Source organism: Pseudarthrobacter sp. H2 (assembly GCF_050157045.1).
In the GTDB taxonomy this organism is placed as follows: domain Bacteria; phylum Actinomycetota; class Actinomycetes; order Actinomycetales; family Micrococcaceae; genus Arthrobacter.
This window is the reverse complement of sequence record NZ_CP189594.1, coordinates 2,060,657-2,086,988: the sequence shown is the minus strand read 5'-3', so window position 1 is coordinate 2,086,988 and position 26,332 is coordinate 2,060,657. Positions and strand designations below refer to the sequence as shown.

The 26,332-nt window shown below is 68.4% G+C and carries 22 protein-coding genes; 12 read left to right on the top strand and 10 right to left on the bottom strand.

The genetic code is table 11. The features are described from left to right. Positions 1 to 418: 418 nt before the first annotated feature. From ACQCSZ_RS09860 to ACQCSZ_RS09845, 4 genes are all read right to left on the bottom strand, one after another. Complete coding sequence (locus ACQCSZ_RS09860) at positions 419 to 1,792, bottom strand: NAD-dependent succinate-semialdehyde dehydrogenase (protein WP_427007819.1); 1,374 nt, start codon at positions 1,790 to 1,792, stop codon at positions 419 to 421. A 70-nt stretch (positions 1,793 to 1,862) separates the two neighbouring features. Beyond that, positions 1,863 to 3,512: a thiamine pyrophosphate-dependent enzyme gene (locus ACQCSZ_RS09855; protein WP_427007818.1), complete on the bottom strand. Its 1,650-nt coding sequence runs from the start codon at positions 3,510 to 3,512 to the stop codon at positions 1,863 to 1,865. 203 nt (positions 3,513 to 3,715) lie between these two features. Continuing rightward, positions 3,716 to 5,413, bottom strand: coding sequence for an amidohydrolase (locus ACQCSZ_RS09850; RefSeq protein ID WP_427007817.1), 1,698 nt, complete (start codon positions 5,411 to 5,413; stop codon positions 3,716 to 3,718). A 125-nt stretch (positions 5,414 to 5,538) separates the two neighbouring features. Beyond that, on the bottom strand, positions 5,539 to 6,444 hold the full coding sequence (locus tag ACQCSZ_RS09845; RefSeq protein ID WP_427007816.1) for a LysR family transcriptional regulator: 906 nt from the start codon (positions 6,442 to 6,444) through the stop codon (positions 5,539 to 5,541). A 326-nt stretch (positions 6,445 to 6,770) separates the two neighbouring features. Here ACQCSZ_RS09845 and ACQCSZ_RS09840 point away from each other — a divergent pair, with 326 nt between their 5' ends. Next, positions 6,771 to 7,454, top strand: a complete 684-nt coding sequence (locus tag ACQCSZ_RS09840; protein WP_427007815.1) for an MFS transporter — start codon at positions 6,771 to 6,773, stop codon at positions 7,452 to 7,454. 122 nt (positions 7,455 to 7,576) lie between these two features. On the opposite strand, the gene ACQCSZ_RS09835 is transcribed toward ACQCSZ_RS09840, so the two are convergent. Continuing rightward, entirely contained in the window at positions 7,577 to 9,160 is a 1,584-nt protein-coding gene (locus tag ACQCSZ_RS09835; RefSeq protein ID WP_427007814.1) for an amidohydrolase, read from the bottom strand. Between the two features lie 285 nt (positions 9,161 to 9,445). Between ACQCSZ_RS09835 and ACQCSZ_RS09830 the strand changes: the two genes are divergently transcribed. The 7 genes from ACQCSZ_RS09830 (at position 9,446) to ACQCSZ_RS09800 (ending at position 18,463) form a co-directional block, all read left to right on the top strand. Next, positions 9,446 to 11,056 (top strand): ABC transporter substrate-binding protein, encoded by a 1,611-nt coding sequence (locus tag ACQCSZ_RS09830; RefSeq protein ID WP_427007813.1) that lies wholly within the window; start codon positions 9,446 to 9,448, stop codon positions 11,054 to 11,056. A gap of 9 nt (positions 11,057 to 11,065) precedes the next feature. Further along, positions 11,066 to 12,097, top strand: a complete 1,032-nt coding sequence (locus tag ACQCSZ_RS09825) for an ABC transporter permease (RefSeq protein ID WP_427007812.1) — start codon at positions 11,066 to 11,068, stop codon at positions 12,095 to 12,097. Positions 12,098 to 12,128: 31 nt separating this feature from the next. Further along, positions 12,129 to 13,781: a dipeptide/oligopeptide/nickel ABC transporter permease/ATP-binding protein gene (locus ACQCSZ_RS09820; RefSeq protein ID WP_427007811.1), complete on the top strand. Its 1,653-nt coding sequence runs from the start codon at positions 12,129 to 12,131 to the stop codon at positions 13,779 to 13,781. Beyond that, entirely contained in the window at positions 13,778 to 14,668 is an 891-nt protein-coding gene (locus tag ACQCSZ_RS09815; RefSeq protein ID WP_427007810.1) for an ABC transporter ATP-binding protein, read from the top strand. The genes ACQCSZ_RS09820 and ACQCSZ_RS09815 overlap by 4 nt, the downstream gene beginning before the upstream one ends. Positions 14,669 to 14,963: 295 nt before the next feature. Beyond that, the gene (locus ACQCSZ_RS09810; protein WP_427007809.1) at positions 14,964 to 16,193 is read left to right on the top strand and encodes a M20 metallopeptidase family protein; all 1,230 of its coding nucleotides are present in this window, start codon (positions 14,964 to 14,966) and stop codon (positions 16,191 to 16,193) included. A 27-nt stretch (positions 16,194 to 16,220) separates the two neighbouring features. After that, the gene (locus ACQCSZ_RS09805; protein WP_427007808.1) at positions 16,221 to 17,552 is read left to right on the top strand and encodes an MFS transporter; all 1,332 of its coding nucleotides are present in this window, start codon (positions 16,221 to 16,223) and stop codon (positions 17,550 to 17,552) included. Between the two features lie 161 nt (positions 17,553 to 17,713). Further along, complete coding sequence (locus tag ACQCSZ_RS09800) at positions 17,714 to 18,463, top strand: ABC transporter permease (protein WP_427007807.1); 750 nt, start codon at positions 17,714 to 17,716, stop codon at positions 18,461 to 18,463. Positions 18,464 to 18,623: 160 nt separating this feature from the next. On the opposite strand, the gene ACQCSZ_RS09795 is transcribed toward ACQCSZ_RS09800, so the two are convergent. The 4 genes from ACQCSZ_RS09795 to ACQCSZ_RS09780 form a co-directional block, all read right to left on the bottom strand. Further along, positions 18,624 to 19,796, bottom strand: coding sequence for a DUF222 domain-containing protein (locus ACQCSZ_RS09795; RefSeq protein WP_427007806.1), 1,173 nt, complete (start codon positions 19,794 to 19,796; stop codon positions 18,624 to 18,626). Further along, positions 19,781 to 20,539: a DUF222 domain-containing protein gene (locus tag ACQCSZ_RS09790; RefSeq protein WP_427007805.1), complete on the bottom strand. Its 759-nt coding sequence runs from the start codon at positions 20,537 to 20,539 to the stop codon at positions 19,781 to 19,783. Before ACQCSZ_RS09790 ends, ACQCSZ_RS09795 begins: the two co-directional genes overlap by 16 nt. A gap of 70 nt (positions 20,540 to 20,609) precedes the next feature. After that, positions 20,610 to 20,939 (bottom strand): DUF2071 domain-containing protein, encoded by a 330-nt coding sequence (locus ACQCSZ_RS09785; RefSeq protein ID WP_427007804.1) that lies wholly within the window; start codon positions 20,937 to 20,939, stop codon positions 20,610 to 20,612. A 162-nt stretch (positions 20,940 to 21,101) separates the two neighbouring features. Further along, positions 21,102 to 21,605, bottom strand: a complete 504-nt coding sequence (locus ACQCSZ_RS09780) for an HtaA domain-containing protein (RefSeq protein ID WP_427007803.1) — start codon at positions 21,603 to 21,605, stop codon at positions 21,102 to 21,104. A gap of 184 nt (positions 21,606 to 21,789) precedes the next feature. On the opposite strand from ACQCSZ_RS09780, the gene ACQCSZ_RS09775 reads away from it, so the two are divergent. The 3 genes from ACQCSZ_RS09775 (at position 21,790) to ACQCSZ_RS09765 (ending at position 24,607) form a co-directional block, all read left to right on the top strand. Then, positions 21,790 to 22,773: a S1C family serine protease gene (locus ACQCSZ_RS09775; protein WP_427007802.1), complete on the top strand. Its 984-nt coding sequence runs from the start codon at positions 21,790 to 21,792 to the stop codon at positions 22,771 to 22,773. A gap of 406 nt (positions 22,774 to 23,179) precedes the next feature. Further along, positions 23,180 to 24,118: an AfsR/SARP family transcriptional regulator gene (locus ACQCSZ_RS09770; protein WP_427007801.1), complete on the top strand. Its 939-nt coding sequence runs from the start codon at positions 23,180 to 23,182 to the stop codon at positions 24,116 to 24,118. A 210-nt stretch (positions 24,119 to 24,328) separates the two neighbouring features. Beyond that, positions 24,329 to 24,607 (top strand): hypothetical protein, encoded by a 279-nt coding sequence (locus tag ACQCSZ_RS09765; RefSeq protein WP_427007800.1) that lies wholly within the window; start codon positions 24,329 to 24,331, stop codon positions 24,605 to 24,607. 34 nt (positions 24,608 to 24,641) lie between these two features. Here the strand turns inward: ACQCSZ_RS09765 and ACQCSZ_RS09760 are convergent, their stop codons facing one another. After that, positions 24,642 to 25,262, bottom strand: coding sequence for an L-threonylcarbamoyladenylate synthase (locus ACQCSZ_RS09760; protein ID WP_427007799.1), 621 nt, complete (start codon positions 25,260 to 25,262; stop codon positions 24,642 to 24,644). A 404-nt stretch (positions 25,263 to 25,666) separates the two neighbouring features. On the opposite strand from ACQCSZ_RS09760, the gene ACQCSZ_RS09755 reads away from it, so the two are divergent. Then, on the top strand, positions 25,667 to 26,326 hold the full coding sequence (locus ACQCSZ_RS09755) for an ABC transporter permease (protein ID WP_427007798.1): 660 nt from the start codon (positions 25,667 to 25,669) through the stop codon (positions 26,324 to 26,326). Positions 26,327 to 26,332 lie beyond the last annotated feature (6 nt).

Here is a 26,332-nt window from a genome sequence, read left to right as displayed (position 1 = left end):
CCTCTCACACCCGACAATAGCCGGCGCCGCTCTGCGGCCCCGGCTATTGTCGTGCTCCCGGGGGGACAGAGCGCGTGGCCGGCTTGATCCGCATCGACGCCTGGATCCGTGTGGACGCCAGCCCGGGGTCCCGGGATGCAGCATGGACTTCACCGGCCGGCGGCCGGGGGGTTGCGGCACACCGGGCACCGACACGCGACCGGCGTGCCGGCCCTCGGCCATGCGCGCCCTCGTTCCGCCGCGTCCTGGACCTTGGGCCCTATGGGGCCCGACCACACGGGCAGCCCCGTGCTTCTCACGGAGGCGCTCAGTGGGCAAACGGGCAACAGCCGGCAGCGCAAAGAAGCGGGGCCCCGACAGCTGTGCTGTCGAGGCCCCGCTTCCGTTGCGTTGTTGTTGCCAGTGGTGCGGTGTGGGCCTACTTGGCCGTGCGGATCAGCTTGCGGTTGACGAACTCGTCCATGCCGTACTTGCCGAGCTCACGTCCGACGCCCGAGCGCTTGATGCCGCCGAACGGCAGCTCGGGGGCGGTGCCGGGGGCCTCGTTGATGTAGACCATGCCGGTGTCCAGGCGGCCCGCGATCTCCTGGGCCTTGGCGGCGTCGGTCGACTGGATCACGGCGCCCAGGCCATAGGCGGAGTTGTTGGCCAGTTCCACGGCTTCATCCGCGTTGGCGACGCGGTACAGGACGGCGACGGGGCCGAACAGTTCCTCCGAGAACGCGCGCATCTCCGGTGTCACGCCGGTGAGGATGGTCGGCTGGAACCAGGCGCCGGGCTGCTCCGGCCGGGAACCGCCGGCGAGCACCGTGGCGCCCTTGGCGACGGCGTCGTCCACCTGGGCTGCGAGCCCGTCACGGGCGGCGGTGGAGGACAGCGGTCCCATGAAGGTGTCCGCCTCGGTGGGGTCGCCCACCTTCACGGAGGTGACCGCGCCGACGAACTTTTCGACGAACTCGTCGTAGACGGCGTCATCGACGATGATGCGCTTGGCGGCGTTGCAGGCCTGGCCGGTGTTGCCAAAGCGGCCGAACAGTGCGTGGGTGGCGGCCTGGCCAACGTCCGCGGAATCGAGCACCAGGAAAGGATCGGAGCCGCCGAGTTCCAGCACGACCTTCTTGAGGTTGCGGCCGGCGATCTCGGCCACGGCGGCGCCGGCGCGCTCCGAGCCGGTGAGTGAGACACCCTGGACGCGCGGGTCAGCGATGACGTCCGCCACCTGCCCGTTGGTGGCGAAGATGTTCACGTAGGCGCCCTCGGGGGCGCCGGCGTCGAGGAAGATCTGTTCCATGGCCAGGGCCGACTCGGGGCACTGCGGGGCGTGCTTGAGCAGGATGGTGTTGCCATTCATCAGGTTGGGCGCAGCGAAGCGGGCCACCTGGTAGTACGGGAAGTTCCACGGCATGATGCCCAGCAGGACGCCCAGGCCATCCTTGCGGACGATGGCCGTGCCGCCGGCAGCGACGTCCAGCTCCTCGTCCTTGAGGAACGCCGGGCCGTTCTCGGCGTAGTAGCGGTAGATCGAGGCCACGATGTCAACCTCGATCCGGGCCTGGAAGATGGGCTTGCCCATTTCCCGGGTGACGATTGCCGCGAGCTCTTCGCGGCGCTCGGTGTAGAGCTCGGCGACGCGGCTCAACAGCTTGACCCGGTTTTCGAGCGGCGTCCTGTTCCAGGCCGTGAAGGCGGCGTCGGACGCCGCCAGCGCGGCGCGGATCTCGGCGTCGGTGGCGGTGGGATATTCCTTGACGGTCTCTCCCGTGGCCGGGTTAGTGACGGCATAGAGTCTCATGCTGTTCTCCTTCGTTAGTTGCAGTTTCAGGCGATGCTGTGTCGGGGTTTCCGTGGGGCTTCCAGGGCGTTTACGGGAGGGCGATCCGCGGGTCGGTGATGACGTGGATGATGGCCGGGATCCGCTGGTCCTGGACCGCCTTGAGCGCGCGTTCGACGGCGATCGCGGCGTCGTCGTCGCTCGTCACGGTTTCGCCGTGGCCGCCGAAGGCCCGGGCAAACGCGGCGAAGTCCGGGTTGCTCAGCTGGGTGCCGCTGACCCGGCCGGGGAAGTGGTGCTCCTGGTGGTCGCGGATGGTGCCGTACTGGCCGTTGTCCATGACGATGATCAGCATGGCCGCGCCGTACTGCACGGCGGTCGCGAACTCCTGGCCGTTCATGAGGAATTCGCCGTCGCCCGCGACGGCCACGGCCAGCCGCTCGGGACTCTGCATCGACGCGGCGACGGCGGCCGGGACGCTGTAGCCCATGGATCCGTTGCGCATGCTCAGCTGGCTGGGGAACACGTTGGTGGGCAGGTACGTCTGGGCCCAGGCGCAGTGGTTGCCCGCACCGAAGCTGTAGACGGCGTCCTCCGGCAGGCGCCGGACGAGTTCGGCGATCACGGCGCTCATGTGTCCGGTGCCTTCGCGGGTGGCCGGCAGGGTGGCCAGGTCCGGCAGTGCGCTGAAAGCGGCCTGGGCGGTCCGGCCGGCGGCGCGCCAGGCATCCCACTGCGCGGACCTGCCCAGCTGGACGTCCTTGACGGCGTCGGCGAAGGCGACCGGGGAGGCCAGGATGTGGGCGGTCACGGCGCCGGAACGGCCCCGGAGGGTGGTGTCGATGTTGACCACGATGTTGGTGGCGTCCATCGACTGGCGGATCTTGTAGCCGTCCGTGGGGACGTCCGTGGGCAGCGCGCCGACGGCCAGCAGGACATCCGCCTCGGCGAACATCCGGACGGTCTCCTGCGTCCGGCCGTAGCCGAGGGCACCGGCGTAGACCTCCGAGCCGAAGGGGATGCGGTCCGAGGCGCGCCAGTCCTGGATGACGGGGATGCCGTTGGTCTCGGCGAAGCGGGTCACGCCCGCGGCGGCTTCGGGCGTCCAGCGCGGGCCGCCGGCGAAGATGACCGGCTTCTCCGCGCCGGCCAGGGCCGCGGTGATCAGTTCCAGCTCGGTGGCGGAAACGGCGCCCTCGGCGACCGTGAGCACCGGGTGCAGGGCGCCGGTGAACTCGTGCCTAATGACGTCCTCCGGAAGGCCCACGATCACCGGGCCCGGGCGGCCGGACTTGGCGGCGAAGAAGGCTTCGGCCACCACTTCGGAGGCCCGTGACGCTTCTTCGAGGACAAAGACGCGCTTGGCCTGGGTGCCGAACCAGGCGTTCGGATCGAACTCCTGGAAGGATTCGCGCTGGCGGTCCGCGACCGGGATCAGTCCGACGAACAGGACCATCGGCGTGGCGTCCTGCCACGCGGCGTGGATGGCAACGTAGGCATTGGCGGCTCCGGGTCCGCGGGTCACCATGGCGACGCCGGGCTCGCCGGTGAACTTGCCGTGGGCCTCGGCCATGTACGCGGCGCCCCCCTCCTGGCGGCACACGATGGTCTCGATGTCTGCCCCGTGCAGGCCGTCGAGGACGGCCAGGTAGCTTTCGCCCGGGACCGCGAATACACGGTCGACGCCGTGCAGGGCCAGCGAATCAACGATCGCCTGGCCGGCGTGGGTTTTGTTCTCCAACGTAGTGCTCCTAAAAATGGGGTCTTCGGCCAGGAACCTGGCGGACGATCTGGCGCCGGCAGGGTGGCCGGGCGGGTAGTGCGTTCCTTCAAGTATTCGCAGCTCAAATCATGCTGTCTAATACATATAAAGTTCAAAGTTCATAGCAGGAAGGCATTAGCGCTGGCGGAAGCGGCGTAGCCCCTGAGGCGGCCGGCGTCGGCCTACAGTGCCCCATGCGCCAGGCGGCCGCCCACGACGGTGGCGGTGACGCGGACGTTTCGTATGGCCTCCGCCGGAACCTCGTAGATGTCCTCGGACAGGGCCACGAAGTCGGCCAGCATGCCGTGCGAGAGCGAGCCCTTGTAATGCTCTTCCCGCGCCGCATAGGCGCTGCCCACGCTGTAGGCCCGTACCGCCTGGGCGACGCTGATGCGTTCCTCGGGTACGAATTCGGCGCCGGAGGAGGTCCGGCGGTTCACGAGGTCATGGATGTTCAGGATGGGGTCCGCGGAGACGACGGGCGCGTCGGTGCTGGCCGGAACTTCCAGGCCGGCATCGAGCAAAGCCTTCACGCGGTAGGACAGCCGTGTCCGTTCGGGTCCCAGGGCCCGGGCGGCACCGTCGCCGAGTTCGTTGATGAAGCGGCCCTGCGGCACGGGGATGAGGCCCAGGGAAGCCAGGCGCCGGATCTGCTCATCGCTCGCGACGTTCACATGTTCGATCCGGTGCCGCGCGTCGGGCCGGGGGTGGAGCCGCTGGGCCTCCTCGAAGATGTCCATCACCACGTCCAGCGCGGCGTCGCCGATGGCGTGGGTGGCCACCTGCCATCCCGCGGCATGGGCGCCGATAATCCGCCGCCGCAGCTCCTGGGCCGGGAACTGCAGGAGCCCGCGGTTGCTGTGCCCCTGCGCGGCATCGAGGTCGTAGTCGCAGCACATGAAGGCGCTGCGGCCGATCAGCGAGCCGTCGGACAGGATCTTGGCGGGCCCCAGGCGCAGCCATTCGTCGCCGAAGCAGCTGCGCATCCCGAGGTCGAGGCCCAGCCGCGGGACTGCGTTGCCGCTGCCGGAACCGGCCTCGCCGGAACCGCCGTCGCCGTCCGGCAGTTCGTCGCCGAGGCCGTGCAGCGCGGTCAGGTAGGGCATCACCGTGGCGCGCACGCCCAGGCGGCCGGCGTCGCGGGCCGCCTGGTAGCCGGCGAGGTCGGACAGCGTGTGCCCGATATGGGCAGGCGCGCCGAGCCCGGGTTCGGTGATGCTGGTGATGCCCAGTTCCAGCAGGGCGGCGCTGCCGGCGCCGACCATGGCGGCGACGTCGTCCACGGTCGGGGCGGGGATGGCGTGCGTGACGAGGGCGCGGGCCGTCTCCTGGAGCAGGCCGACGGCCCTGCCGTCGGCGTCGACGGGCGCGGCCCCGCCGTCGGGCGCGGTGACATTGCGGCGGTCGGGGTAGCCGGCGCGCTCGAACGCGGCCGTGTTGGCCACGCCCATGTGCCGAGAATTGTGCATGAGCCACACCGGATGGCCGTGGCTGACGGCGTCCACTTGTTCGGCGGTGGGGTGCTGGTTGTTCAGGTGGTTCTGGTCGTAGCCCGAGCCCTGGACCCAGGCCCCGGCCGGCGCCGCGGCGCAGGCGCGCTCCACCGCGGCCAGCACGTCGTCCATGGTGGCGCAGACGGCCGGGCGGAGATCGGCCTGGATCAGCGCCTGGCCCACGTAGCTGAGGTGGCAGTGGGCGTCGTTGAAGCCGGGCACGACGGCGGCGCCCGCCAGATCGTGCACCTCACGGAAGTACCGGGCCGGCAGTTCATCGTCGAGGCTGATGATGCGCCCGTTGTCGACCCCGAGGCTGTGGGCCCGTGGCCGCCGGACGTCTTGCGTGTGGAACGTTCCGTTGGTGTACAGCGCGTCGAAAAGCATGCACGTCTCCCGATTCTATGGATGCATCAGTTTCATCCAGTATCGGGAAGCGTGTTCATGCTGTCGAATGCAATTGTGGTCTATAGTCAATGCCGTTGCAGCATGATCGCCTGGAGGTGGTTGTCCTACTCGTGGACCAGGGCGCCCTGCCGGTCGAGGAATTCGCGCAGCCGCAGGGCCATGGCGCGGATGGTGTCCTCGGCAAAGTGTCCCGGAATCCACGCCGTGTGCAGCGGCAGCCGCAGGGCGTGGCCGGGCTGCCCGTGGGTGCCGGCCAGGATGCGGATGGCGTGGGTGCCGTAGACCGGCAGGTCGGTGGTCACGCCGATCCCGTGCCCGGCCGCCGCCAGCGCCATGATGGTCTGGCCGTCGTCGCATTCGGAGACGCGGCTGAAGCTCAGCTCGGCCTGGCTGAGGGCGTCGTCGAGGATGTAGCGGCTGACGCTCTGGTGCGAGGGCAGGATGGCGTGGTGCCCGGACAGCGCCGACAACGGAAGCTCCGTCACCCCGGCCTCGGCCCATGCGTGGTCCGCGGCCACGTAGGCGGTGAGCGGGATGCTGCCCAGCGGCATGGTCTTGAGGCCTGCTTCCGGGGCGGCGGGGGAGACGGCGAAGTCGCTGCCGTGCAGGAGCGCCTCCGTGATGGCAAAATGGCTGGTTTCCCGCGTGATAATCAGGGGGTCCGCCGGGCCGGTCGTGGAAATGAACGGGGCCAGGAAGCCGCGTACGGACGCCGCCGTCGCAGCCGCGACGAGCGTCGCCACGCGCCCCGTCCGGAGGGCGTCCGCCGCGTCCTCCAGGCTCTGCGTTTCCAGCATGAGCCGCCGCGCGGCGGGCACGAAGGCCCGGCCCGCCGGCGTCAGGGCCAGTTTGTTGCCCTGCGCCTCGAACAGCGCGAGCTTCAGTTCCCGCTCGAGGGTCTTGATCTGCCGGCTCAGGGCGGGCTGGGCGATGTGGATCCGCTCCGCCGCCGCAGTGACGGTGCCGGCGTCCACGACGGCCAGGAAGTATTGGAGTCGGCGAAGGTTCATGGTCAAATCATGCCTGTTTGGCATCTTTATTCGCAAGAAAAAGTATTGGCGGGTATGTAGTGGCTCACAGTACCGTCGTGGTCAGCCCTTCCTTACCATTAAACTATCCCCGCCACCGCTCCGGCCACAGGCCAGGGACCTTCTAGCCCCGGCAGGGTCGTCGCCGCGGGCCTTCATCGGCACGGCGCTCGAATGGTACGACTTCTTCCTGTTCGGCACCATGGCCGCCATCGTCTTCGCCCCGTTGTTCTTCCCGGGCAGTGACCCGGTGGCATCCACCGTCTCCGCCTTCCTGAGCTTCAGCGCGGCCTCCGTGGCCCCGCCCGGTGGGAACCCTGCTCTCCACGGCCGCCATTACGCTCGTGTCCTTGCTGCCCCAGGCGGACTTCATGTCCTGGGGCTGGCGCGTGACCTTCATCGCCTCCATCATCCTCGTCGGCGTCGCGCTCTGGCTGCGCTGGAACGTAGAGGAAACCCCCGAGTTCAAGGAACTGAAGGCGGGCGAGGGCACCAAGAAGGCTCCCGTCATCGAACTGTTCCGCACGGCCCCCGGCCGCCTCGGGATCGGTGTCTGCACCTACCTTGTGGGCAACGCCGGCTTCTTCATCCTCACCACCTTCATGATCAGCTACGTCACCCGCCTGCTAGGTCTGCCGTCCTCGGTGATCCTTACGGCCATGACGATCGGTGCCGTCGCGCAGATGGTCATGACAGTCGTGGCCGGCCGGCTGGCGGACCGTTTCGGCGCGGCGCGCGTCGGAATCATCGGCTACTCGATCTTCATCGCCCTCGCCTTCCCGATCTTCTGGCTGGTGGACACCAAGGATCCGGCCCTGATCATCGTGGCGATGGTGCTTGCCTTCGGCCCGTGCGCCATCACCTATGCCATCATCGGCGCCTTGATTGAACGGCTCTTCCCGGCCGAGGTCAAGTACACCGGCATGGGACTCTCGGCCGACCTGTCCGCCGTTGTCGCGGGCTTCATGCCGGCACTGGCACCGTGTTTCTGACGATCTCGGGCAACGCCTCCTGGGGACCGGCGCTCCTGCTCGTGGTGATCGGGCTCATCTCGCTGGGCGGCGCCATTGCAACGTCGAAAGTGCCGGCGACGTCGGCGGTTCCGGCGGCGGTTTCAGTCCTCGCGGCGGTACCGGATCTCTCCGCCCGTCACCGTCAGCCGGACCCGGGTTTCCCGGACTTCCTGCGGGGCCGCGTTGAAGATGTCCGTGTCCAGCACGGCAAAATCCGCGAGCATGCCCCTTCGAAGCCGGCCCTTGATGCCTTCCTCGCCCGAGGCATAGCCCGGCGCGACGCAGTAGGCGTGGAGCGCCTCCCGAAGGCTGATCCGCTCCCAGGGCTCCCATCCGCCGTCGGGCTGGCCGTCCTCGCCGGTCCTGGTGATGGCCGCGTGCAGGCCGTGGAACGGGTTGGGCACCTCAACAGGGGAGTCGGAGCCGAAGGCCACCGTGGCGCCGGCGTCCAGCAGGCTGCGCCACGCGTAGGATGCCAGGCCGCGGCCCTCCACCATGCCGAGGATCGGCAGATCGCTCGGGCAGTGCTGCGGCTGCATGGAGGCGACGACGCCTAGACCGGCGAGCCGCGCGACGTCGGCGGGCTGGAGAAACTGGACGTGCTCGATCCTGTGCCGCAACCGGGACTCCGCGGTGATGCCGCGGATATCCTCGAGGGCGTCGAGGACATAATGGTTTGCCTGGTCGCCGATCGCATGGACGGCGACGGCGATACCCGCCGATGCAGCCTTCCTCGCCAGCGCGACAAGGTCCGGGTAGGCGGTTACCTCCATGCCGTGGTTGTCCCCTCCGGGAAACGGCTCGCTCATGAGGCACGTGTGGGAGCCGGCCGCGCCGTCGGCGAAAATCTTGACGGCGCCGCGCCGGATCCACGGGTCGCCCTGGCCGGTCCTGATGCCGGACTGGATGGCAGCGTCTAAGTCGTCCTGGGCAAGCAGCTTGTGGACCCGCAACTGCAGCCGTCCCGCGCCGCGGAGCGTCGAGTAGGCCTGGAGGGCATCGGTCCCGTCGATGTCGTGGACCGTGGTCAGCCCCATCGACAGCAGGTACCGCTGCGCTTCCTCCAGCTGTGTCACGAGGTCACCCGATGCCCCCGACGCCGCGAGCCTGCGCACCGGATACACGGCACTCTCCCGCAATATCCCGGTCGCGTTGCCATACGCGTCCCGCACGATCTCTCCGCCCGCGGGATCCGGGGTGTCCGCCGTGATGCCCAATTCCTGGAGCGCCAGGGAATTGGCCCAGACCGTGTGGCCGTCGGCGCTGGTGAGGGCGACAGGGTTGCGGGGGCAGGCGGCATCGAGGCCATGGCGGTCCGGCTGGACCGGCATTTGCCATTTGTTGAAGTCCCACCAGCCGCCGAAGATCCAGTCCCCGTCCCCGTAGCGCGTCGTGGCGTCCGCGACCCGGGCCAGGGCGTCCTCCACACTGCGGGCCGGCCGCAGGTCCACCTCATGCCGGGACCGCGCCAGGCTCGCCGTATGGATGTGGGCATCAGTCAGGCCGGGAATAGCCACGGCGCCCTCCAAATCAACGGACTTTGTCCCGGCCGGGGCATGCGCCCGGAGTTCGTCATAGGAGCCCGTTGCGGTGATCAGCCCGTCGTCGACGAGCAGCGCATCGACGCGCGGCTGCCGCGGATCGAGGGTGTGGAAGGCGGCGTTGGCGTAGATGGTGGGAGACATGGAATCAGGGTAAGGGGAGGGCCGGGGGGGCCGGGCACCAAGGGGCGACACAAAGGGTTCATATGTTTCCGGCGGGTTAAAGAAAATCGGTCAGCTGCCGCGTCCCGCTGCGAAATCTCCCGCAAAGACGCCGAAAAGCCAGTATTGATGCCGAAATGGCATAGACAATCATTAAAAGGGGTCTTAGACGCGTTGGAACCTGGGTCACATACTCGACCAACAGGTATCGGTGTGAGGCATCCCACACCGCACCCGCATCAGACCCATCAATCGAAGGACCGACACGTGAAACAACACCCCCAGGCCCCGGCCAGGACCACCGGGCGGCGCCGGCTCGCCACCCTGGCGACGGCCGCCGTCGTAGTGTCCGTAGCCGCAACCGGCTGCACCACCGGTGGCGCCACCTCTGGAGCTACCGGCGCGGGCAAGGTCTCCACCGACACCATCCGGACTGTGGTCAACGCCGACCCCACGACGTTTGCACCGGTGGAAGTCCGGAACGCCGACGACTACGCCTTCAACCGGCTGCTCTTCTCCACCTTGGTCCGCCGCGACGAGAACAACAAGATTGTCTCGGACCTGGCCAGCAAGTGGGACATCACCCCCACCCAGGGAACGTTCACCGTCCGCAGCGGCGCCACCTGCTCCGACGGCACGCCCATCACGGCAAGCGTCGTGGCCGAATCCCTCAAGGTCTTCGCCGCCCCGGACAGCAAGTCCAGCTTCCGTACCCTTGTTCTGGGCGATGGCCCCGCCACCGTCACCGCCGACGACGCCGCCAGCACCGTGACTGTCAAGCTCGCGCAGCCCTGGACCGACCTCCTGCAGGGCATGAGCCTGCACGCCACCGGCATTGTCTGCCCGGCCGGCCTCAAAGACCCCAAGGCCTTGACGGCAGGCGATGTCCCCGGTGCCTTCTCGGGTCCGTACACGCTGACCAAGAAGCAGCACGGCGTTGGCTATACGTTTACCCTGCGGGATGACTACAAGACCTGGCCGGCCTACGAAACCAAGATCGAGGGCGCGCCTGCCAAAACCATTGAGGCCAGCGTCAACGCCAACGCCAGCGCCGTGTCCAATGAACTCCTGACCGGCACGAAGGACATTGCCAATATCCGCGGCAAGGACACTACCCGCTTCGACGGCAATAAGGACTTCAACACCCAGACCATCCCCCAGGGCAGCCTCTACATCATGTTCAATGAACGTCCCGGGCACCCCTTCACCGACGCTGCCCGCCGCAAGGGTGTTGCCCAGGCACTGGATGCGAAGGCGTTCAACCAGGCCGCTTCCGGCGGCCTCGGCGAAACCTACTCCTCGTTCGCCCACCCGGGTGTGCCGTGCTCTAACAAGGACAGCGGCATACTCATCAAGTCAGACCCCTCAGCAGCAGCCAAAACCCTCGCCGGGGTTAAAATCCGCATGGTCGGAGCACAGGTATTCGGGCCCAACGGTGCCGCCAACACCTACGTCGCCGAAGCCCTCCGCGCAGCCGGCGCGGACATTGAGCTGCGGAACGTGGACCTCGCCACCTGGAGCACCGACCTGACCCAGAACATCGACAGCTGGGATGTCACCGTCATGGGCGGCATCAACGCAGGCGGCACTATGTACGGGGCGCTCTCCCCGGTCATTGGCACGACCGTTGAGAAGGGCGGGCTCAACTGGGGCGGACTGGAGAACCAGCTTGTACTGGACCTGGTGTCCAAGGCCATGACCCAGACGGATGACGTCCAGCGCTGCGGCACCTACCAGGACGCCCAGAAGGTCATGATCCAGGAAGCCCACGTGGTGCCGCTGTCTTCCCTTCCCTCCCAGGTAACCATCCGGTCCGGATTCGCCATGCACACGTTCAATGGCCAGCCGGACGAGAGCACCATGCGGATCACGAAGTAAGCATCGGCCATGACCTCTTCGATTGCTGCTGAGGCTTCCCGCACCCCCGGCGTTGCTGCCGGGGGTGCGGGGGGCCGGTTCATCCACCACCCCTGGGTGGGGTTCTCGCTGCGCAGGCTCGGCGGTCTGCTGCTCTCTTTCGTGGTGCTGACGGTGGTGACGTTCCTGATCGTGCCGTTGATCCCGGGCGATCCTGCCGTGATCGCCGCGGGCGACGGGGCCAGCCCGGCCAAGATTGCGGGCGTCCGCGCGGAGCTCGGGCTTGACCTGCCGATGCTCACGCAGTTTTTCAACTACGTCTCCGGCATCCTGCGCCTGGACATGGGCTCCTCGTTCGTCAGTGGTGAGAGCGTCTCCACGCTGATCTTCACGCGTTTTCCGTTCACCGCGGAGATCGCGCTGCTGGCCATCGTGCTGGTGCTGCTGATCTCGGTGCCGCTGGGCATGACCGTGGCCATCCTGACCCGCGGCGGCCGCAACAGGTGGCTGGACCACGGTTTCAACTTCCTGACCAGCCTGATCTACTCGATCCCGCAGTATGTGGTGGGGACCCTGCTGGTGGTGGTGTTCGCCGTGACCCTGCGCTGGCTGCCCGCGGCCGGCGCGGCGACGCTGAGCTCGCTGGTGCTGCCCACGGCTGCCCTCATGCTTGGCCCCGTGTGTGTGATCTCCCGGATCGTCCGGCGCGAAACCGCCGTGGTCCTGGACAAGGACTACGTCCGCACGGCCCGCGGCTGGCGCCTGGGCGCCCTGCGCACCAATGCCCGCTACGTCCTGCCCAACCTGGTCACCACCACCCTGACGCTGTCGGGGCTGATCCTGGCCGCGCAGCTGGGCGGGGCCGTGGTCATCGAGACCGTCTTCGCCTGGCCCGGCCTGGGCCAGGGCATCGTGAACGCGATCCTGCAGCGCGACTATCCCGTGATCCGGGGAATCATCCTGGTGCTGGGTCTGCTGGCAACCCTCATCATCATCCTGGTGGACCTGATCCTGGCCATCATCGACCCCCGCAACCTGGGAGCTACCTCCAATGATGTCTAGGCTACGAAGCCGGGAGTTCTGGACTCCGGCCATGGCTACCGGCGCGGCCCTGTTGGCCGCCCTGATCCTGGTGGCAGCCATCGCCCCGCTGACCATGACGCAGGCCGCTGAGCAGCTGACCGCCAACGCGGCCCTCGGGCCCAGCGCGGAGCACTGGCTCGGCACCGACGACTTCGGCCGCGACCTGCTCTCCCGCGCCCTGGTGGCGACGCGGCTGACGCTGCTCATGACCGCCGGCGCCGCCGCCATTTCCGTGGTGTCGGGCATCGTGATCGGCCTGGCCATCTGGCTGTCCGGCCGCCGCGTCCGCGAGGTCGCGCTGCGCATCCTGGAAACGGCCGTCGCCTACCCATCCCTGATCTTCGCGCTCGTCATCGCAGCCGTCCTGGAACCCGGGGTGTCCTCCGCGGTCATCGCGATCGGCATCGCCGGCATTCCCGGCTTCGCCCGGATCACCGCCAACCTGGCGTCCGCCGTCTCCAGCAGCGAGTACGTGGTCACCGCGCGCCTGCTGGGCGTCAGCCCGGTCCGGATCGCGGCCCGGCACATGCTGCCGAACATGGCCGAGCCGCTGCTCATCCTGTCCGCCACCGTCTTCGCCCTCTCCCTCGTGGAGATTTCGGCGCTGTCCTTCATCGGCCTCGGCGTCCAGTCGCCGCAGTACGACTTCGGCCGGCTCCTGAACGACAGCCTCGGCGCGCTCTATACCCAGCCGGTGGAGGCCGTGGGCCCCTCGGTCATGATTGCCCTGACCGGCCTGTCCGTCATGCTGATCGGTGACGCCCTGGCAGCCCACGCCGACCCGCGCGCCAAGCGCAGCTTCTTCCGGCGGGCGCTGCAGCGCAACCGCACCATCACCATCCCGGCGGGGGACACCGCCCTGGTGCGGGCCGAGAATCTGCGGATCAGCATCCCGGGCGGCCCGCAGCTCGTGAAGGGCATCACCCTGGCCATCAACCCGGGCGAAGTCGTGGCCCTGGTGGGCGAATCCGGGTCCGGGAAATCCCTGACTGCCATGGCCATTGCCGGGCTGCCGTCCGAGGACCTCGCGGTGGAAGCGGACCTGCTCCGCGTGGGGGAGATGAACATGCTCGCCGCCCCGGACCAGTCACGGCTGGCCAAGGACATTAGCATCGTCTACCAGGACCCCGGTACCACGTTCAACCCGTCCCTGCGGATGGGCTCCCAGCTGACCGAGGTCCTCCGGACCCACCTGGGCATGGGCGGGGCCAAGGCGCGCAAGGTCATCATCGACGCCCTGGCCAGCGTGAACATCACCGAGCCGGCCCACCGGCTGCGGCAGCACCCGCATGAGCTCTCCGGTGGCATGCGGCAGCGGGCCATGATTGCCGCCTCGATTGTCACCTCGCCCAAGCTGATCGTCGCCGATGAGCCGACGACGGCGCTCGACGTGACCGTGCAGGCCGAAGTCCTGCGCCAGTTCCGGCGCATCCACCGGGAACAGGGAACGGCCATGCTGTTCATCTCCCACGACCTCGCCGTGGTGGAGGCGCTGTGCGACACCATCCTCGTCATGAAGTCCGGCGAGATCGTCGAGCGGCTGACCTCCGCCCAGCTCGCGGCCCGCGACGTCCACCATCCCTACACCAAGGCGCTGCTGGCCGCGATTCCCACCCTGGAACTCGGCCCGGCACCGGCTACCGCAGGAGTTGTCACACCATGAACGCCAACACACAGACACCCCCGGCAGCCCTGGACCCGCAGCCGGTCGGCCCGGGGCGCCGGGCAGCCCACACCGCGGGCACTGCCGCCGGTCCCGCGGATCCTGCCGCCGGTCCAGCGGCCCTGCAGGCTGTGTCGGTCACCGACCTCAACGTCCGCTTCGGCGCCGCCCACGTGCTCAAGGACGTCACCATGGCCGTGCCCGCCGGCACCGTGGTGGGGCTCGTGGGGGAGTCCGGGTCCGGGAAGTCGACCCTGGGCAAGACCCTCGTCGGCATCAACAGGCCCTCCAGCGGCGAGGTCCTCATCGGCGGGGAGGACTTCACCCGCATGCATGGCATGCGCCGGCAGCAGATGCGCCGCGAAGTCCAGTACATCCCGCAGGACCCCTACTCCTCGCTCAGCCCCCGCCGCACCACCGGGCAGACCCTGGCCGAGGCCCTGGACCCGCACGGCGCCAACCCGGTGGAACACCGGGAGGCCATCGCCGCGGCCCTGGAACGGGTCAAACTGGACCCGTCCGCGGCGGAGAAGTACCCGCACCAGTTCTCCGGCGGCCAGCGCCAGCGGATCGCCATCGCCCGGGCCCTTATGCTCGAGCCGAAGCTCGTGATCGCCGACGAGATCACCTCCGCCCTGGACGTCTCCGTCCAGGCCGACATCATCAAACTGCTCCAGGGCATGCGCGGGACCGTGGACAGCGCCATGCTGTTCATCTCGCATAACCTCGCCGTCGTCCAGCAGGTCTGCGACGACGTGGTGGTCATGTACCAGGGCCGCATCGTCGAACAGGGACCCATCGACTCCGTCTACCGGAACCCCCAGCACGACTACACAAAGAAGCTCCTCGCCTCCGTCCCGGGTTCGCCCGGCTTCACGCTGGATTAGGGATTTCCGGCGCGGCGGCGGCCTCTGCAGTGGGGCCGCCGCCGGACGCACGCCGGTTGCCGTCACAAAAAGGATCCGGGCGGCAATATGTTTCCGGGGTGTAAAATATTACTGCCCGGGGGCGGCGAACAGATCGGCGGTTTCCTGACGGGACACGGTATGCACGCCGTTCATGCCCGGGCGGCATGCTGATCCACCAGTCTGGGTCTTAGACTGCATACGACGCGGGTCACATACTCGAATGAAGCCGTCCACCGCTGAGTGGACCCCAGGTTCATCCGAAGGGAACACCCCAGTGTCCGTCACGACAATTCTTGAAGACGCCCGCGAGCTGCACGGCGACCTCGTCCAGCTTCGCCATGAGCTCCACCGGCACCCCGAGCTCGGCCTTGAGCTGCCCCGCACCCAGGCGAAGGTCCTCGAGGCGCTGGCCGACCTGCCGCTTGAGATCACCCTCGGCAAGGGCCTCACCTCCGTGGGCGCCGTCCTGCGCGGGACCGCCCCCGGAAATCCGGAGGGCAGCCCCCGGCCCGCCGTCCTGCTCCGCGCGGACATGGACGCCTTGCCGCTCCAAGAAGAAACCGGCGTCGAGTACAGCTCGACAGTAGCCAACCGCATGCACGCCTGCGGCCATGACCTTCACACCTCGATGCTCGCCGGCGCGGCCCGCCTGCTCTCGGAACGGCGCCACCAGTTGGCCGGCGACGTCGTCTTCATGTTCCAGCCCGCCGAGGAACAGCTCGCAGGCGCCCCGATGATGATCGAGGAAGGCATCCTCGATCTGTCCGGCCGACGGGCTGACGCGGCCTACGGACTCCACGTCTTCAGCGCCGGCGGCAACACCGGCCGCTTCGAAACGAAGCCCGGGGTCATGATGTCCGCGGCCGACGCCCTCTTCGTCAAGGTCATCGGCCGGGGCGGGCACGGCTCGGCACCGCACCAGGCCCAGGACCCCGTACCGGTCATGGCGGAAATGATCCTCGGCCTCCAGCACATGGTCACCCGGCAGTTCAACGCCCACGACCCGGTGGTCGTCTCGGTCGGGATGGTCAAAGCCGGCGAGGCCATCAACGTCATCCCCGATACGGCCGAATTCGGGGCCAGCCTCCGGATGTACTCGGCCGAGGCCCGGACCAAGATGCAGTCAGCCATTCCGCGCCTGCTGGAAGGAATCGCCTCCGCCCACGGCGTCGAAGTCGACATCAATTACCACGTCGGGGGGCGTGTCACCGTCACCGACGAGGCCCACACCGCCTTTGCCGCCGAACAGATCACTGCGCTCTTCGGCACCGAACGCCACCACCGCCTGGCCGCACCGCTGGGCGGGTCCGAAGACTTCGCCGACGTACTCGCCCAAGTGCCGGGCAGCTTCATCTGCCTGGACGCTACCCCAATTGGCGGCGGCCCCGAGGCAGCCTTCAACCACTCGCCCCGTGCCGTGTTCGATGACAGCGTCCTGGTCGACGGGACCGCCCTCTACACCCAGCTCGCCGTGGGCCGCCTGGCCCAGCTCGCCGGCGTCTGACCTTCCACCTCCACCCAAGGACTTCCGATGACTGACAAATCTACAACCGGCACCGCGGCCCCGGCCGGGCGGGACACGGCACCGGCCGCCCCGGCGTCGCTTAACGCCACCAGATCCCAGCGGCAGACGCTCTTCGCCACCGGCATGGGCAACGCCCTCGAATGGTACGACTGGGGCATTTACTCCGCGTTCGCCATCTACTTCGCCACCGAGGTATTCAACCCGAAGGACCCCCTGGCCGCGCTGCTGGGAGCCATGGCGGTCTTCGCCGTCGGCTTTATCGCCCGGCCCGTCGGCGGCTTCCTGTTCGGCTGGATGGCGGACCATGTGGGCCGCCGTGCCTCCATGATCTCCACCGTCGGCCTCGCCTCCTTCGGTTCGCTGATGATCGCCCTCGTACCGACGTACAATTCGGCCGGCGCCTGGGCCGCGGTGGTCCTCCTGATTGCCCGCCTGCTCCAGGGCCTGGCCCACGGCGGCGAAATGCCCTCCGCTCAGACCTACATTGCCGAGTCGGCGCCCGCGGCACGCCGCGGACTGTGGTCCTCCCTGATCTACGTTTCCGGCACGTCCGGGATCGTGATCGGCCTGCTCTTCGGCTACATCCTCAACTTGCTCCTGGGCAAGCAGGACATGCAGGCCTGGGGCTGGCGCATTCCGTTCATCGTCGGGGGCGTGCTTGGTCTCTACACCCTCATCGCCCGCTCCCGGATGAAGGAGACGGAAGCCTTTACGGCCGCCAAGGCCACCGTCCGCGAACCGATGTGGCCCGAGATCCGCAAGAACTGGCGTTCGGCGCTGCGCGTGATCGGCCTCGGCGTCGGCGGCACCGTGTGCTACTACGTCTGGTCCGTCAGCGCCGTCCAGCAGGCCGTCATCATCCACAAGATGGACCAGGGCACCGCCCTGCTGGCCAGCGTCCTGAGCAACGTCGTGCTGATCATCTCGCTTCCCTTCTGGGGCAGGTTCTCGGACCGCTTCGGCCGCCGCGCCAACCTGCTGATCGGCACCGGGGCGCCGATCGTGCTGTTCCCGCTGCTGGTGAACACCGTGGGCCAGAGCTTCTGGTCGCTCTTCCTGCCCGCAACGGCCATCCTGGTCCTGATGGGGGCAACACTGTCCATCAGCCCGGCTGTCTTCGCCGAAATGTTCCCCACCCGCATCCGCACCGTGGGCGTGGCAATCCCGTACGCCGTCGCCGTCGCCGTCTTCGGCGGGACCGCGCCGTACCTGCAGAGCTGGACGAATGCCGCCTTCGGCCCGTCCGTATTCACCATCTATGTCGTGCTTCTGCTGGCCATCTCCACTCTCGTGGCCTGGAAGCTGCCCGAAACCAAGGGCAAGGACCTCACGAAGTAGGCCGCTCCGGGGGCCTGCCGAACCCTTCCGGGTTCGGCAGGCCCTTCAGGCAGTCGCATCTCCGGCCAGGACGTCGAGGGCGCCGGCGCGACGCCTGGGAACATAACCTTCGGAAACCGCCCCGCACCACGCCCGCGCCTGGCGCTCGCTAGGCTGGCCTCATGACCGAGCTTGCCGACTTCGTGCCGACCCTGCTCGGCGTCGGGCTCCTGATGGTCCTCACAGTGGCGGCCCTCTCGGCGTTCCGCGCACCCCACAGTGCTGCGCCGGCACTCGCCATCCTTCGCGGAGCGGCACAGCTGGCCGTCATCAGCGTGATTCTCGGCGGGGTGATCACAAGCCCGGCCTGGGTCGCCGTCGCACTGCTGGTCATGTTCAGCGTCGCAGCCGTGACGGCATCCCGCCGCCTCGGCTGGAGCTGGAACCGTCTGTGGATCGTCGCCGGCTCAATGGCCCTGGGCATCACGGCGACCCTGGTCATCGTCTTCGGCACAGGCGCGATCGCGTTCACGCCCCGGTACGCCCTGGCGATCGGCGGGATCGTGATCGGGAACTCGATGACGATCGCCACCCTGGCCGGCCGGCACTTCGCTGAAACTGTGATCGAGCGCTGGGAGGAGGTCGAAGCATGGCTGGCCCTCGGGGCCACCCGGCGGCAGTCCACGCTGGAACTGGCGCGCCGCGCCGTGTATTCCGCCCTCATCCCGTCCACCGACCAGACGAAGACGACGGGCCTCGTCACCTTGCCGGGGGCGTTCGTCGGCGCGATCTTCGGGGGAGTCTCACCCCTGGAGGCGGGGCGTTTCCAGATCGTCGTACTCGCCTCGATCATGGCGGCCGGGTCCATCACCGCGGTCACGCTGATCGGAATCCTGGCACCTGTCCGCGTGCGGCCGGCACCACCCGGGTGAGAACGGAGCAGGGAATGGCAACGCATCTCCCTGACCGTGAGGCTCGACGACGAGCGGGCAGCTTCCGGCGGCGGCGGTGGTTCCCGCGCGAGCGTGCACGGCGGCGCCTTCGAAGCCAACGCTTCCGGCGACGGGGCCAGCGCCGGCGGGGCGGGCGGTGTCAGTCCAGGCGGAAGTAGTGGTTTCTTCGTGGGGCCTGGCGGGGGTCCAGGTGCGGGGGCGGGATGAACCAGGGGATGCCGGTGCGGCTTTGGATGGTCCATTGTTCCTTGTGGATCAGGTGGTGGTGGTGGGTGCAGAGCATCGTGCCGTTGTCCGTGCTTGTTGTCCCGCCGTGGGACCAGTAGCTGATGTGGTGGGCTTCGCACCAGGGGGCGGGGATGGTGCAGCCGGGGAAGGCGCAGCCCTGGTCCCGGGCGGTGAGGGCCTTGCGGAGATGGGGCGGGAAGATCCGTGAGGCCCGGCCGATGTCCAGGATCCTGCCCTCGGTCCCGAGCAGGACCGGGATGATGTCCGCGTCGCAGGCGATCTTCCGCACGGTGGCGGCGGTGACGGGTCCGGTGAACAGCAGCGTCCCGGTGTTCAGCGTTCCGGTGGTCAATGTTCCGGTGTTCAGCGTCCCGGTGTTCGACGCCGTCCGGGCCGTGCCGGTCTGGCTGCCGGCCGTTGGTGGGCCGCCGGCCGTTGGTGGGCCGCCGGCCGTTGGTGGGCCGCCGGCCGTTGGTGGGCCGCCGGCCGTTGGTGGGCCGCCGGCCGCGGTGCCGGTGGTGTCCCCGAGCCGGGCGAGCAGGTCCCGGTAGTCGATGGTGACCATGACCTGGGGGCGGAGTCCTCCCGCGGCGGGCAGTGTCCCGGACGCCAGCGCGGCCTTGCAGGCGCCGACGAGGCCGTCCAGGAGTTTCTGCGGGCGGGAGCGCAGGTCCAGCCCGGCCGCGCCGGGGTCATGGTCGTCGCCGCCGGCACGGGGGATCACGGCTCCGGCCGCACCGGCCGCACCGTTCCCGCCGCCGGCGGCTGCCGCGGCGGGGGCGGGGCCGGGCCCGGGATCCTGGCCGTCGCTGGAAGCGCTGGATGGTCCCGTGCCGCTGGTGCGGGGGTTGGTGGCGGTGTTCATGACGGTGAGGAGCTGTTCGAACTGGTCGGCGGTCGCGAAGATTTCCAGGTGGTGCAGGCCGTGGCGGGTGCGGCGGATGAAGGCGCCCTGGAGCTGGCGCAGGAGTTCTTCGGAGGGTTCGGTGCCGTCCTGGTCCAGGGCGTCGGTCCAGCGCCGGGCGATCCGTGCCAGGAAGTCGGGGTCGTTCTCGGCGGCGGTGCGCGTCAGGGCGTGCTCCATCGCCGCCGCGGCTCCATCGCCGCCGCGGCTCCGGCGTCGCAGCTGTGCCGGACGCCGTCCAGGGCCAGGGCGATGAGGGTCGCGGACCGGGACGCGACCTCCCCGGCGGCGAGGGCTTCTGCGAGTTCCGTGCGGAGGGCAGGCAGCGGCTGCCGGCCGGCGAGTACCGGGCGCGGCAGGACGCTGCCGGCAAGGGAGAGCCGGCGGCGGGCCTCCGCGGCGCTGATCCGCAGCCGCGCCCGCAGGAACTCCGTGGTGTTCCGGCAGCCGTCATCCAGCGGCACGGCCACGGAGGCCGCCACGGAAGCGCCAGCCCCGGCGGCGGCGCCGCCCGGGTTGGCCGCCACGGCAGCGCCAGCCGCGGCGGCTCCGCCCGGGCAGCCGGCGGGGCTGCCGCTGGTGCTGCCGGCAGGGCTGTCGCTGGGGCTCTCCCGCCACCCGGTAGCCCACGATGTGGTGCCCGTGAAAGCCGTTGCCGCCGGCAGTTTCCTGGCCCGGTCCACCGCCCCGGCCGCGACGAGCTGCAGATACTCCACGGTCCGCGAGAGTTCCTCCACCCGGCCGGCGAAATCGGAGGCGTCGGTCAGTCCGAAGGCCACAGCATCCTCGACCGCCGTCGCGCCCACCGTCCGGAGCAAGCCCAGGGCACGGCCCAGGACAGCGCGGCCCGGGACAGGATCTCCGGCCTGGGGTGTCCCCGGTGCCGTGTCCTGAAAACGAACGAACTCCCTCGTGGCGTCCATGAATCAACTCTAAAGAGCGGGTGCGACAATATTGTCGCCGCCGACATCCCCCGCGTCAGAGCTTCCGGCGTCAGGGATGCTCCAGTACTCGCGGCCGGCCGAAGTGCGTGCGGACTCCGGGTGAGAACAGCACGGACTCGGGCGGCCCCACGACGGTGATCCCCGCCGCGCCCACCAGTTCATCATCGTGCAGGATCAGGTCTGCGCGGTACAGCGGCCAGGGGCCATGCGTGTTGGGGACGTACAGCGTGCGGCCGCGGAAGTGGGTGTGCAGACCGAACCGGGCGGTGAGGTGGACGGACAACGGATCTGTGGCTTCGCCGTCGGGCTCCGGGGACACAGCGAAATCACTCCTTGCACCGCCCCGGAACCTGCGCGTCGAATACCCGGGCTCTTCCATGGTGGAAAGGTGTGGTGGACCCGCCTGGACTCCGAGAACGCCGCGCCATCCCCACGGCGCCGGCGATGGCCGCCGTCACGGAACCGATCCGTAGTTCTCGGCCGGCGGCAGGGGAGCCGCCTGGGCCGTGTTCCGTCCGATGATCGCCGGGACGACGTATGGCTACGCCTTCACCCTGATGAAGAGGGGGTCCATCGACTGTTGGGCCGCGTACTGCCCGTCGAACAGTTCCGCACCTTCGGGAGAGATCACTACCTCGACGTCCTCCCAGAGGAGGGACCCGTCGACTTCGCGGGGGGCCGCGGCGTGCAGGAACCCGACCGCGGTGCGGTCCTGGCCGCCGTTGCCGCCGGTGCTGATGGACAGGACCCCGCGGCCGCCGGTGAACGCGACCCACGGATCCAACAGCCTGACGAACAGCATTCCGTGGTGGCCCGCGAGGCGGACGTCCCCCCGAAAGCGGAGCACCCCCGTGCCGAGCGCGACGTCGTAGTCGGATTCTTCCGGAGCGAAGCAGAACAGGCTGGATTCGACTATCGTGGCGCCGTCCGTCGCGGCGACCGTGCCGTCCGGCAGGCCCGTGATGTAGGCGATGAAACTGCGCTTGATGCCCCAGATGAGGCCCAGCGGAGGCAGCGGATCAGGTGTTGCGGACGCTGCGTTCACGTAGGTTCTCCTGTAGCTGTTGGGCTGGTCTCCTCCCGAGCCTAGCGGCGGATCGGCGGCTGGCTGAACTATTGGTCCGGCGCGTGACACGCGGCGTGTTTCTCTGACGGCGTAGGGCACGCAGGACTACCGGCGCAGCGCCGGTGGTTGACTTAGATAAGTACCGGTTCGTAGGAGGTGCACCGTGGCCACTGCCATCAGCCGGGTTGGCGGATCAGAGGGGTCCGAGGATCCGCTCGATTCGTATTCTGCGACCGTTGTCCGGGTGGCCGAGACTGTCACCCCGCGCGTAGCCGCCATCGAAATGACGGGCAGCGGACGCAACGGAAGATTCCGCGTCGGGGCGGGTTCGGCGGTCCTTTTCACCTCGGACGGCTACCTCGTCACCAACGCCCACGTGGTGGCCGGCACGCCGGGCGGCCATGCAGTCTTTGCCGACGGGACCCGCTCCCAGGTCGAGGTGGTGGGGGCGGACCCGCTCTCGGATCTCGCCGTCGTCCACGGCAGGGCCCCCACCGCGACGCCGGCGGAATTCGGCGACGCCGAGTCGCTTAAGGTCGGCCAGCTGGTCATCGCAGTCGGCAACCCGCTGGGATTGTCGGGCTCCGTGACGGCCGGGGTGGTCAGCGGCCTGGGCCGGTCGATCCCCGTGTGGTCCGGGCGCAACCGCCGCATGATCGAGGACGTCATCCAGACCGACGCGGCGCTCAACGCGGGCAGTTCCGGCGGTGCGTTGGCGGACGCCCGCGGGCGGATCGTCGGTATCAACACGGCCGTGGCCGGGGCCGGCCTGGGCCTGGCCGTGCCCGTCAATGCCACCTCCCGGCGGATCATTGCCTCGCTGCTCCGGGACGGGCGCGTCCGGCGGGCGTACGTGGGCCTGGTCAACACGCCCATCCAGCTCCAGGCCAGCGCCGTGGTCCGGACCGGACACCGGGAGGGCCTGCTCGTCGTCGAGGTCCTGACGGGATCTCCTGCCGACCGCGCGGGCCTCCGCGCCGGGGATGTTCTCCTGAGCGTCGGCACGACGTCTGTGTCCAATGCCGAGAGCCTCCAGAAGCTGCTGTTCGCCGAGGCCATCGGGGCGCCGCTGGACCTGGCCGTGCTGCGGGACGGCGCCGAACTGCACGTCGTGGCGGTTCCCGAGGAGATGACCGAGAAGCAGTAGCGTGGTGGCAGCCAACCGCCCCGGCGGACCAGCTTCGCTGCCCCGGCGCCGGGCTCCTGCCGCCGACGCGCATAGGCCTGGCGGACGCCGGAATCGGCGGTTTCCTCCCTGCTGGGGACCGTCTCCGCGAGTACTCGCGTCCCCACGATTTTCCTGGGAAAAATACTTGCTTCGCCTGCCGTGTACCTGCTAATGGCTCCGCAGGCTTACTCGACCCTACTGACACCGGTACGCGTCTTTCTCAGGCGAAAAGATCGGGTAGTTTCAGCGCTTGTTGCGCCAAGTCTGGCGTGCCACGGTGTCATTGGAAAGTCGGAGGGAACAGGGTCTCAGAATCGCCTGGTTCGGCAGTGATTTCCTCCCACTTGCGATTAAATTCGTCTTGTCTGGGGAATCGGAGCACATCGTGGAAAACCCGACCGGAGCTACACCGACAATTACAGTTCGCCTCTTCGGAGCGTTCGAAGTACGCCGCAATGGCCTGGCACTCACTGCCGCGGACATGGGCGGAGTCAAGCCGCGGCATATTCTTGAAATCCTTCTGCTGAACCTGGGAACGCCGGTTTCCAAGACCCGGCTGATCGAAATCCTCTGGGGACCGGGTGCCAGCGACGGCGCCGTCGCAACACTGGAGAGCTATGTCAGCGGGATCCGGCGTGCCATCCAGCCCGGCCAGACCAAGACCGGCCCGCTCCGCACGGCGAACAGCGGCTACGTCCTGGATCCGCAGCTCGTGGACCTGGATCTCGCTAATTTCCGCCGGTTGGTCCATGCCGCCGGCGAGTCCGAGCCTGCTACGGCCCACCGGCTGCTGCTCGAGGCCCTCGAGATTTCCGCCGAGCCTCTGCTGGGATTCGAACTCGCCTCCGAATGGGCCGAGGAGGCACGGACACACCACGCAGCCGTGAAAGTGACGGCACAGATCTTCGCCGCAGAGACCGCGGCGCTCCTGGACAAGCCCGACGTCGCCGTGAATCTGGCCCAGGCAGCCATCCGGTCCGAGCCCCTCAACGAAAGGGCCTGGACCGTGCTGGTGACGGCCTACGAGCAGGCAGGCCTGCCGGTGGAGGGACTCGCGGCGTACGACCGTTGCCGCCGGCTCTTTGACCGCGACCTGGGCTGTGCGCCCGGGCCGGCTCTCCAGGAGGCGCACCTTCGGCTCCTGCGGCAGCGCGCCGAAGGCAACTCTGAACTCTCCGAGGTCCTGGCCGCGCTGCTCTATCTGGGCGAACGGCTGAACGGGCCCAAGGGCCGGCAACTTCCTGCGGGCGAATCCCGGCGTATGCATGAGAATGCCGGGCGTGTCCTTGATTCGTTCCTGCAGCGGGTGCGGGCCGCGGTCTGAGCGCACGACGGCCTCAGGCCCCCGCGAAGCAGCTCGAACGCCTCGCCGCGGCCATCTTCGCGGATCTGGAGCGCAAATTCCTGCAAGCCCCGGCCGCCGGCTGAGTTATCTTCATCACTAGGCCCGCGTTCGCCGTAAATCCGGCTGCCGCTGGCCCCATACTGGGAAAGACCCCGGCGCACTTCCCACCGCCCGGCATGAGGAGGGTCCATGGAAACCTTGAAATCCATCGTGAGGAACGAGTATTTCCCGGCGGCGGCGGTGCTGTTCGGAGTGGTCCTTTTCTGGACCCTCGGCCTGTTCGGCGGGCTGTCCCTGCTGAGCACCAGCCAGACGCCGCTGACGATCCTCGGGTGGCTCCTGTTCGTCTACGCTGCAGCCGTCCTTTCGCCCCTCGCGGGGCTGCTGGCCGTCATCGATCTCATCCGGCGCTGGCGGCGGAACCGCCAGCCACAGGGGCGGCTGCCGTCGGGCACGGCGTCGGCCTAGGCCCAGGAGGGCGCAGCCGAACCGGTAGCGGGCCCTATTCGAAACGGGAGGGGTCGCCCATTCCGCGCCGGACGACCTCGGCGACGCCGCTGGAGTAGTCGATGACCGTCGTCGGCTCCGCTCCGCAGTCGCCGGAATCAATCACGGCGTCCACCACGTGGTCAAGCCGTTCCTTGATTTCCCAGCCCTGAGTGAGCGGCTCTTCCTCGTCCGGCAACAGCAGCGTGCTGGACAGCAGCGGTTCGCCCAGTTCGGCCAGCAGCGCCTGCACCACGTGGTTGTCCGGAATGCGGACGCCGACCGTCTTCTTCTTCGGGTGCAGCAGCCGGCGTGGCACTTCCTTGGTGGCCGGCAGGATAAAGGTGTAGCTGCCAGGGGTCACCGCCTTGATGCTGCGGAACACATCATTGTCGATCTGCACGAACTGCCCCAGCTGCGCGAAGTCCTTGCAGACCAGCGTGAAGTGGTGCTTGTCGTCAAGGCGACGGATGGTGCGGATCCGGTCCAGGGCGTCCTTGTTGCCCGGCTGCGCACCGAGGGCGTAACAGGAATCGGTGGGATAGGCGATCAGGCCGCCTGAACGCACAATTTCCACCGCCTGCTGGATGGAGCGCGCTTGGGGATTGTCCGGGTGCACATCGAAGTATCTCGCCATGGCACGAGCTTACGCCGACGGCGGCCGGCGGTTCCGGATTCCGGGACGAAGTGCCGTTCGCCCGGCCTATTTCACGCCGTTTTCTGCGCCCGGAGACGGCTTGAACGATGCCCATCTGGGCATGCTTTGTGGTCACCCGCAATCCCTGGGAGGTAGAATGTCGTTGGCCCTCGCCGCTGCAGTGTGGCGACGGGCTCCTGTGATATCACGCCGGGACGTTGCCTCGACCGCATGGTTCTCCACGATATTTGTAGCGTTATTTGTAACGATGGCCGGCACCAGGCGGCCCGGAAATGGCGGATTGTCATTCGCCGCGTCAGGGGGCACCAAGAGGAATTGCGCCCACAAACAGCCGGCGCGCAGCGTATGTCCCTTGCCGGCCACCCGTAATTGATGTGCAACCGATGAAAGAGAGCTTATTTGTGGTGGAGTTCATTTCCGGCAGGCTCACCCAGATCCTGTTCGCCGGCTGGCAGCATTTCAGCCTCGTGGCCCAGTGTCTGATCCTGGCTACCGTCCTGGCAGTGGCGATCGCCGTTCTGGTCTACCGGAACAAGAAGTTGGTGTCTGTTGCGAACTCCGTGTCCGCGGTCGGATTGACGATTCCGTCCTTCGCCCTCATCGGGCTTCTGGTCGCGCCGTTCGGATTCGGTGTGGTTCCGGCCGTGATCGTGGTGGCTTTCTATGCCACCCTTCCCATCCTCCGCAACGCCGTCGTCGGTCTGTCCGGCATCAGCCCAGCCGTAGTCGAGGCCGCCCGGGGGATAGGCATGAGCCGCTTCCACACGCTGCTGCGGGTGGAACTCCCGATGGCATGGCCGATCATCCTCGCCGGGGTGCGCGTGTCGGCCCAGATGGTGATGGGGGTGGCAGCCATCACAGCTTATGCCCTGGGTCCGGGCCTGGGCGGCTTCATCTTCTCCGGCCTTTCCCGGCTGGGCGGGGCCAACTCGTTCGAGTCGGTTGTGACCGGCGTCGTCGGCGTCGTCATTCTTGCCGTCATCCTTGATCTTCTTCTCGTCGGCCTCGGCCGGCTGACAACTCCGCGAGGTATCCGTGTCTGAATCTGC

What these genes read in the sequence shown, in the direction of transcription:
- ACQCSZ_RS09860 (WP_427007819.1), bottom strand. Translation starts at nt 1,792, where the DNA reads ATGAGACTCTATGCCGTCACTAACCCGGCCACGGGAGAGACCGTCAAG.
- ACQCSZ_RS09850 (WP_427007817.1), bottom strand. Translation starts at nt 5,413, where the DNA reads ATGCTTTTCGACGCGCTGTACACCAACGGAACGTTCCACACGCAAGAC.
- ACQCSZ_RS09845 (WP_427007816.1), bottom strand. Translation starts at nt 6,444, where the DNA reads ATGAACCTTCGCCGACTCCAATACTTCCTGGCCGTCGTGGACGCCGGC.
- ACQCSZ_RS09835 (WP_427007814.1), bottom strand. Translation starts at nt 9,160, where the DNA reads ATGTCTCCCACCATCTACGCCAACGCCGCCTTCCACACCCTCGATCCG.
- ACQCSZ_RS09825 (WP_427007812.1), top strand. Translation starts at nt 11,066, where the DNA reads ATGACCTCTTCGATTGCTGCTGAGGCTTCCCGCACCCCCGGCGTTGCT.
- ACQCSZ_RS09820 (WP_427007811.1), top strand. Translation starts at nt 12,129, where the DNA reads ATGGCTACCGGCGCGGCCCTGTTGGCCGCCCTGATCCTGGTGGCAGCC.
- ACQCSZ_RS09815 (WP_427007810.1), top strand. Translation starts at nt 13,778, where the DNA reads ATGAACGCCAACACACAGACACCCCCGGCAGCCCTGGACCCGCAGCCG.
- ACQCSZ_RS09805 (WP_427007808.1), top strand. Translation starts at nt 16,221, where the DNA reads ATGACTGACAAATCTACAACCGGCACCGCGGCCCCGGCCGGGCGGGAC.
- ACQCSZ_RS09800 (WP_427007807.1), top strand. Translation starts at nt 17,714, where the DNA reads ATGACCGAGCTTGCCGACTTCGTGCCGACCCTGCTCGGCGTCGGGCTC.
- ACQCSZ_RS09795 (WP_427007806.1), bottom strand. Translation starts at nt 19,796, where the DNA reads ATGGAGCACGCCCTGACGCGCACCGCCGCCGAGAACGACCCCGACTTC.
- ACQCSZ_RS09790 (WP_427007805.1), bottom strand. Translation starts at nt 20,539, where the DNA reads ATGGACGCCACGAGGGAGTTCGTTCGTTTTCAGGACACGGCACCGGGG.
- ACQCSZ_RS09785 (WP_427007804.1), bottom strand. Translation starts at nt 20,939, where the DNA reads ATGGAAGAGCCCGGGTATTCGACGCGCAGGTTCCGGGGCGGTGCAAGG.
- ACQCSZ_RS09765 (WP_427007800.1), top strand. Translation starts at nt 24,329, where the DNA reads ATGGAAACCTTGAAATCCATCGTGAGGAACGAGTATTTCCCGGCGGCG.
- ACQCSZ_RS09760 (WP_427007799.1), bottom strand. Translation starts at nt 25,262, where the DNA reads ATGGCGAGATACTTCGATGTGCACCCGGACAATCCCCAAGCGCGCTCC.
- ACQCSZ_RS09755 (WP_427007798.1), top strand. Translation starts at nt 25,667, where the DNA reads ATGAAAGAGAGCTTATTTGTGGTGGAGTTCATTTCCGGCAGGCTCACC.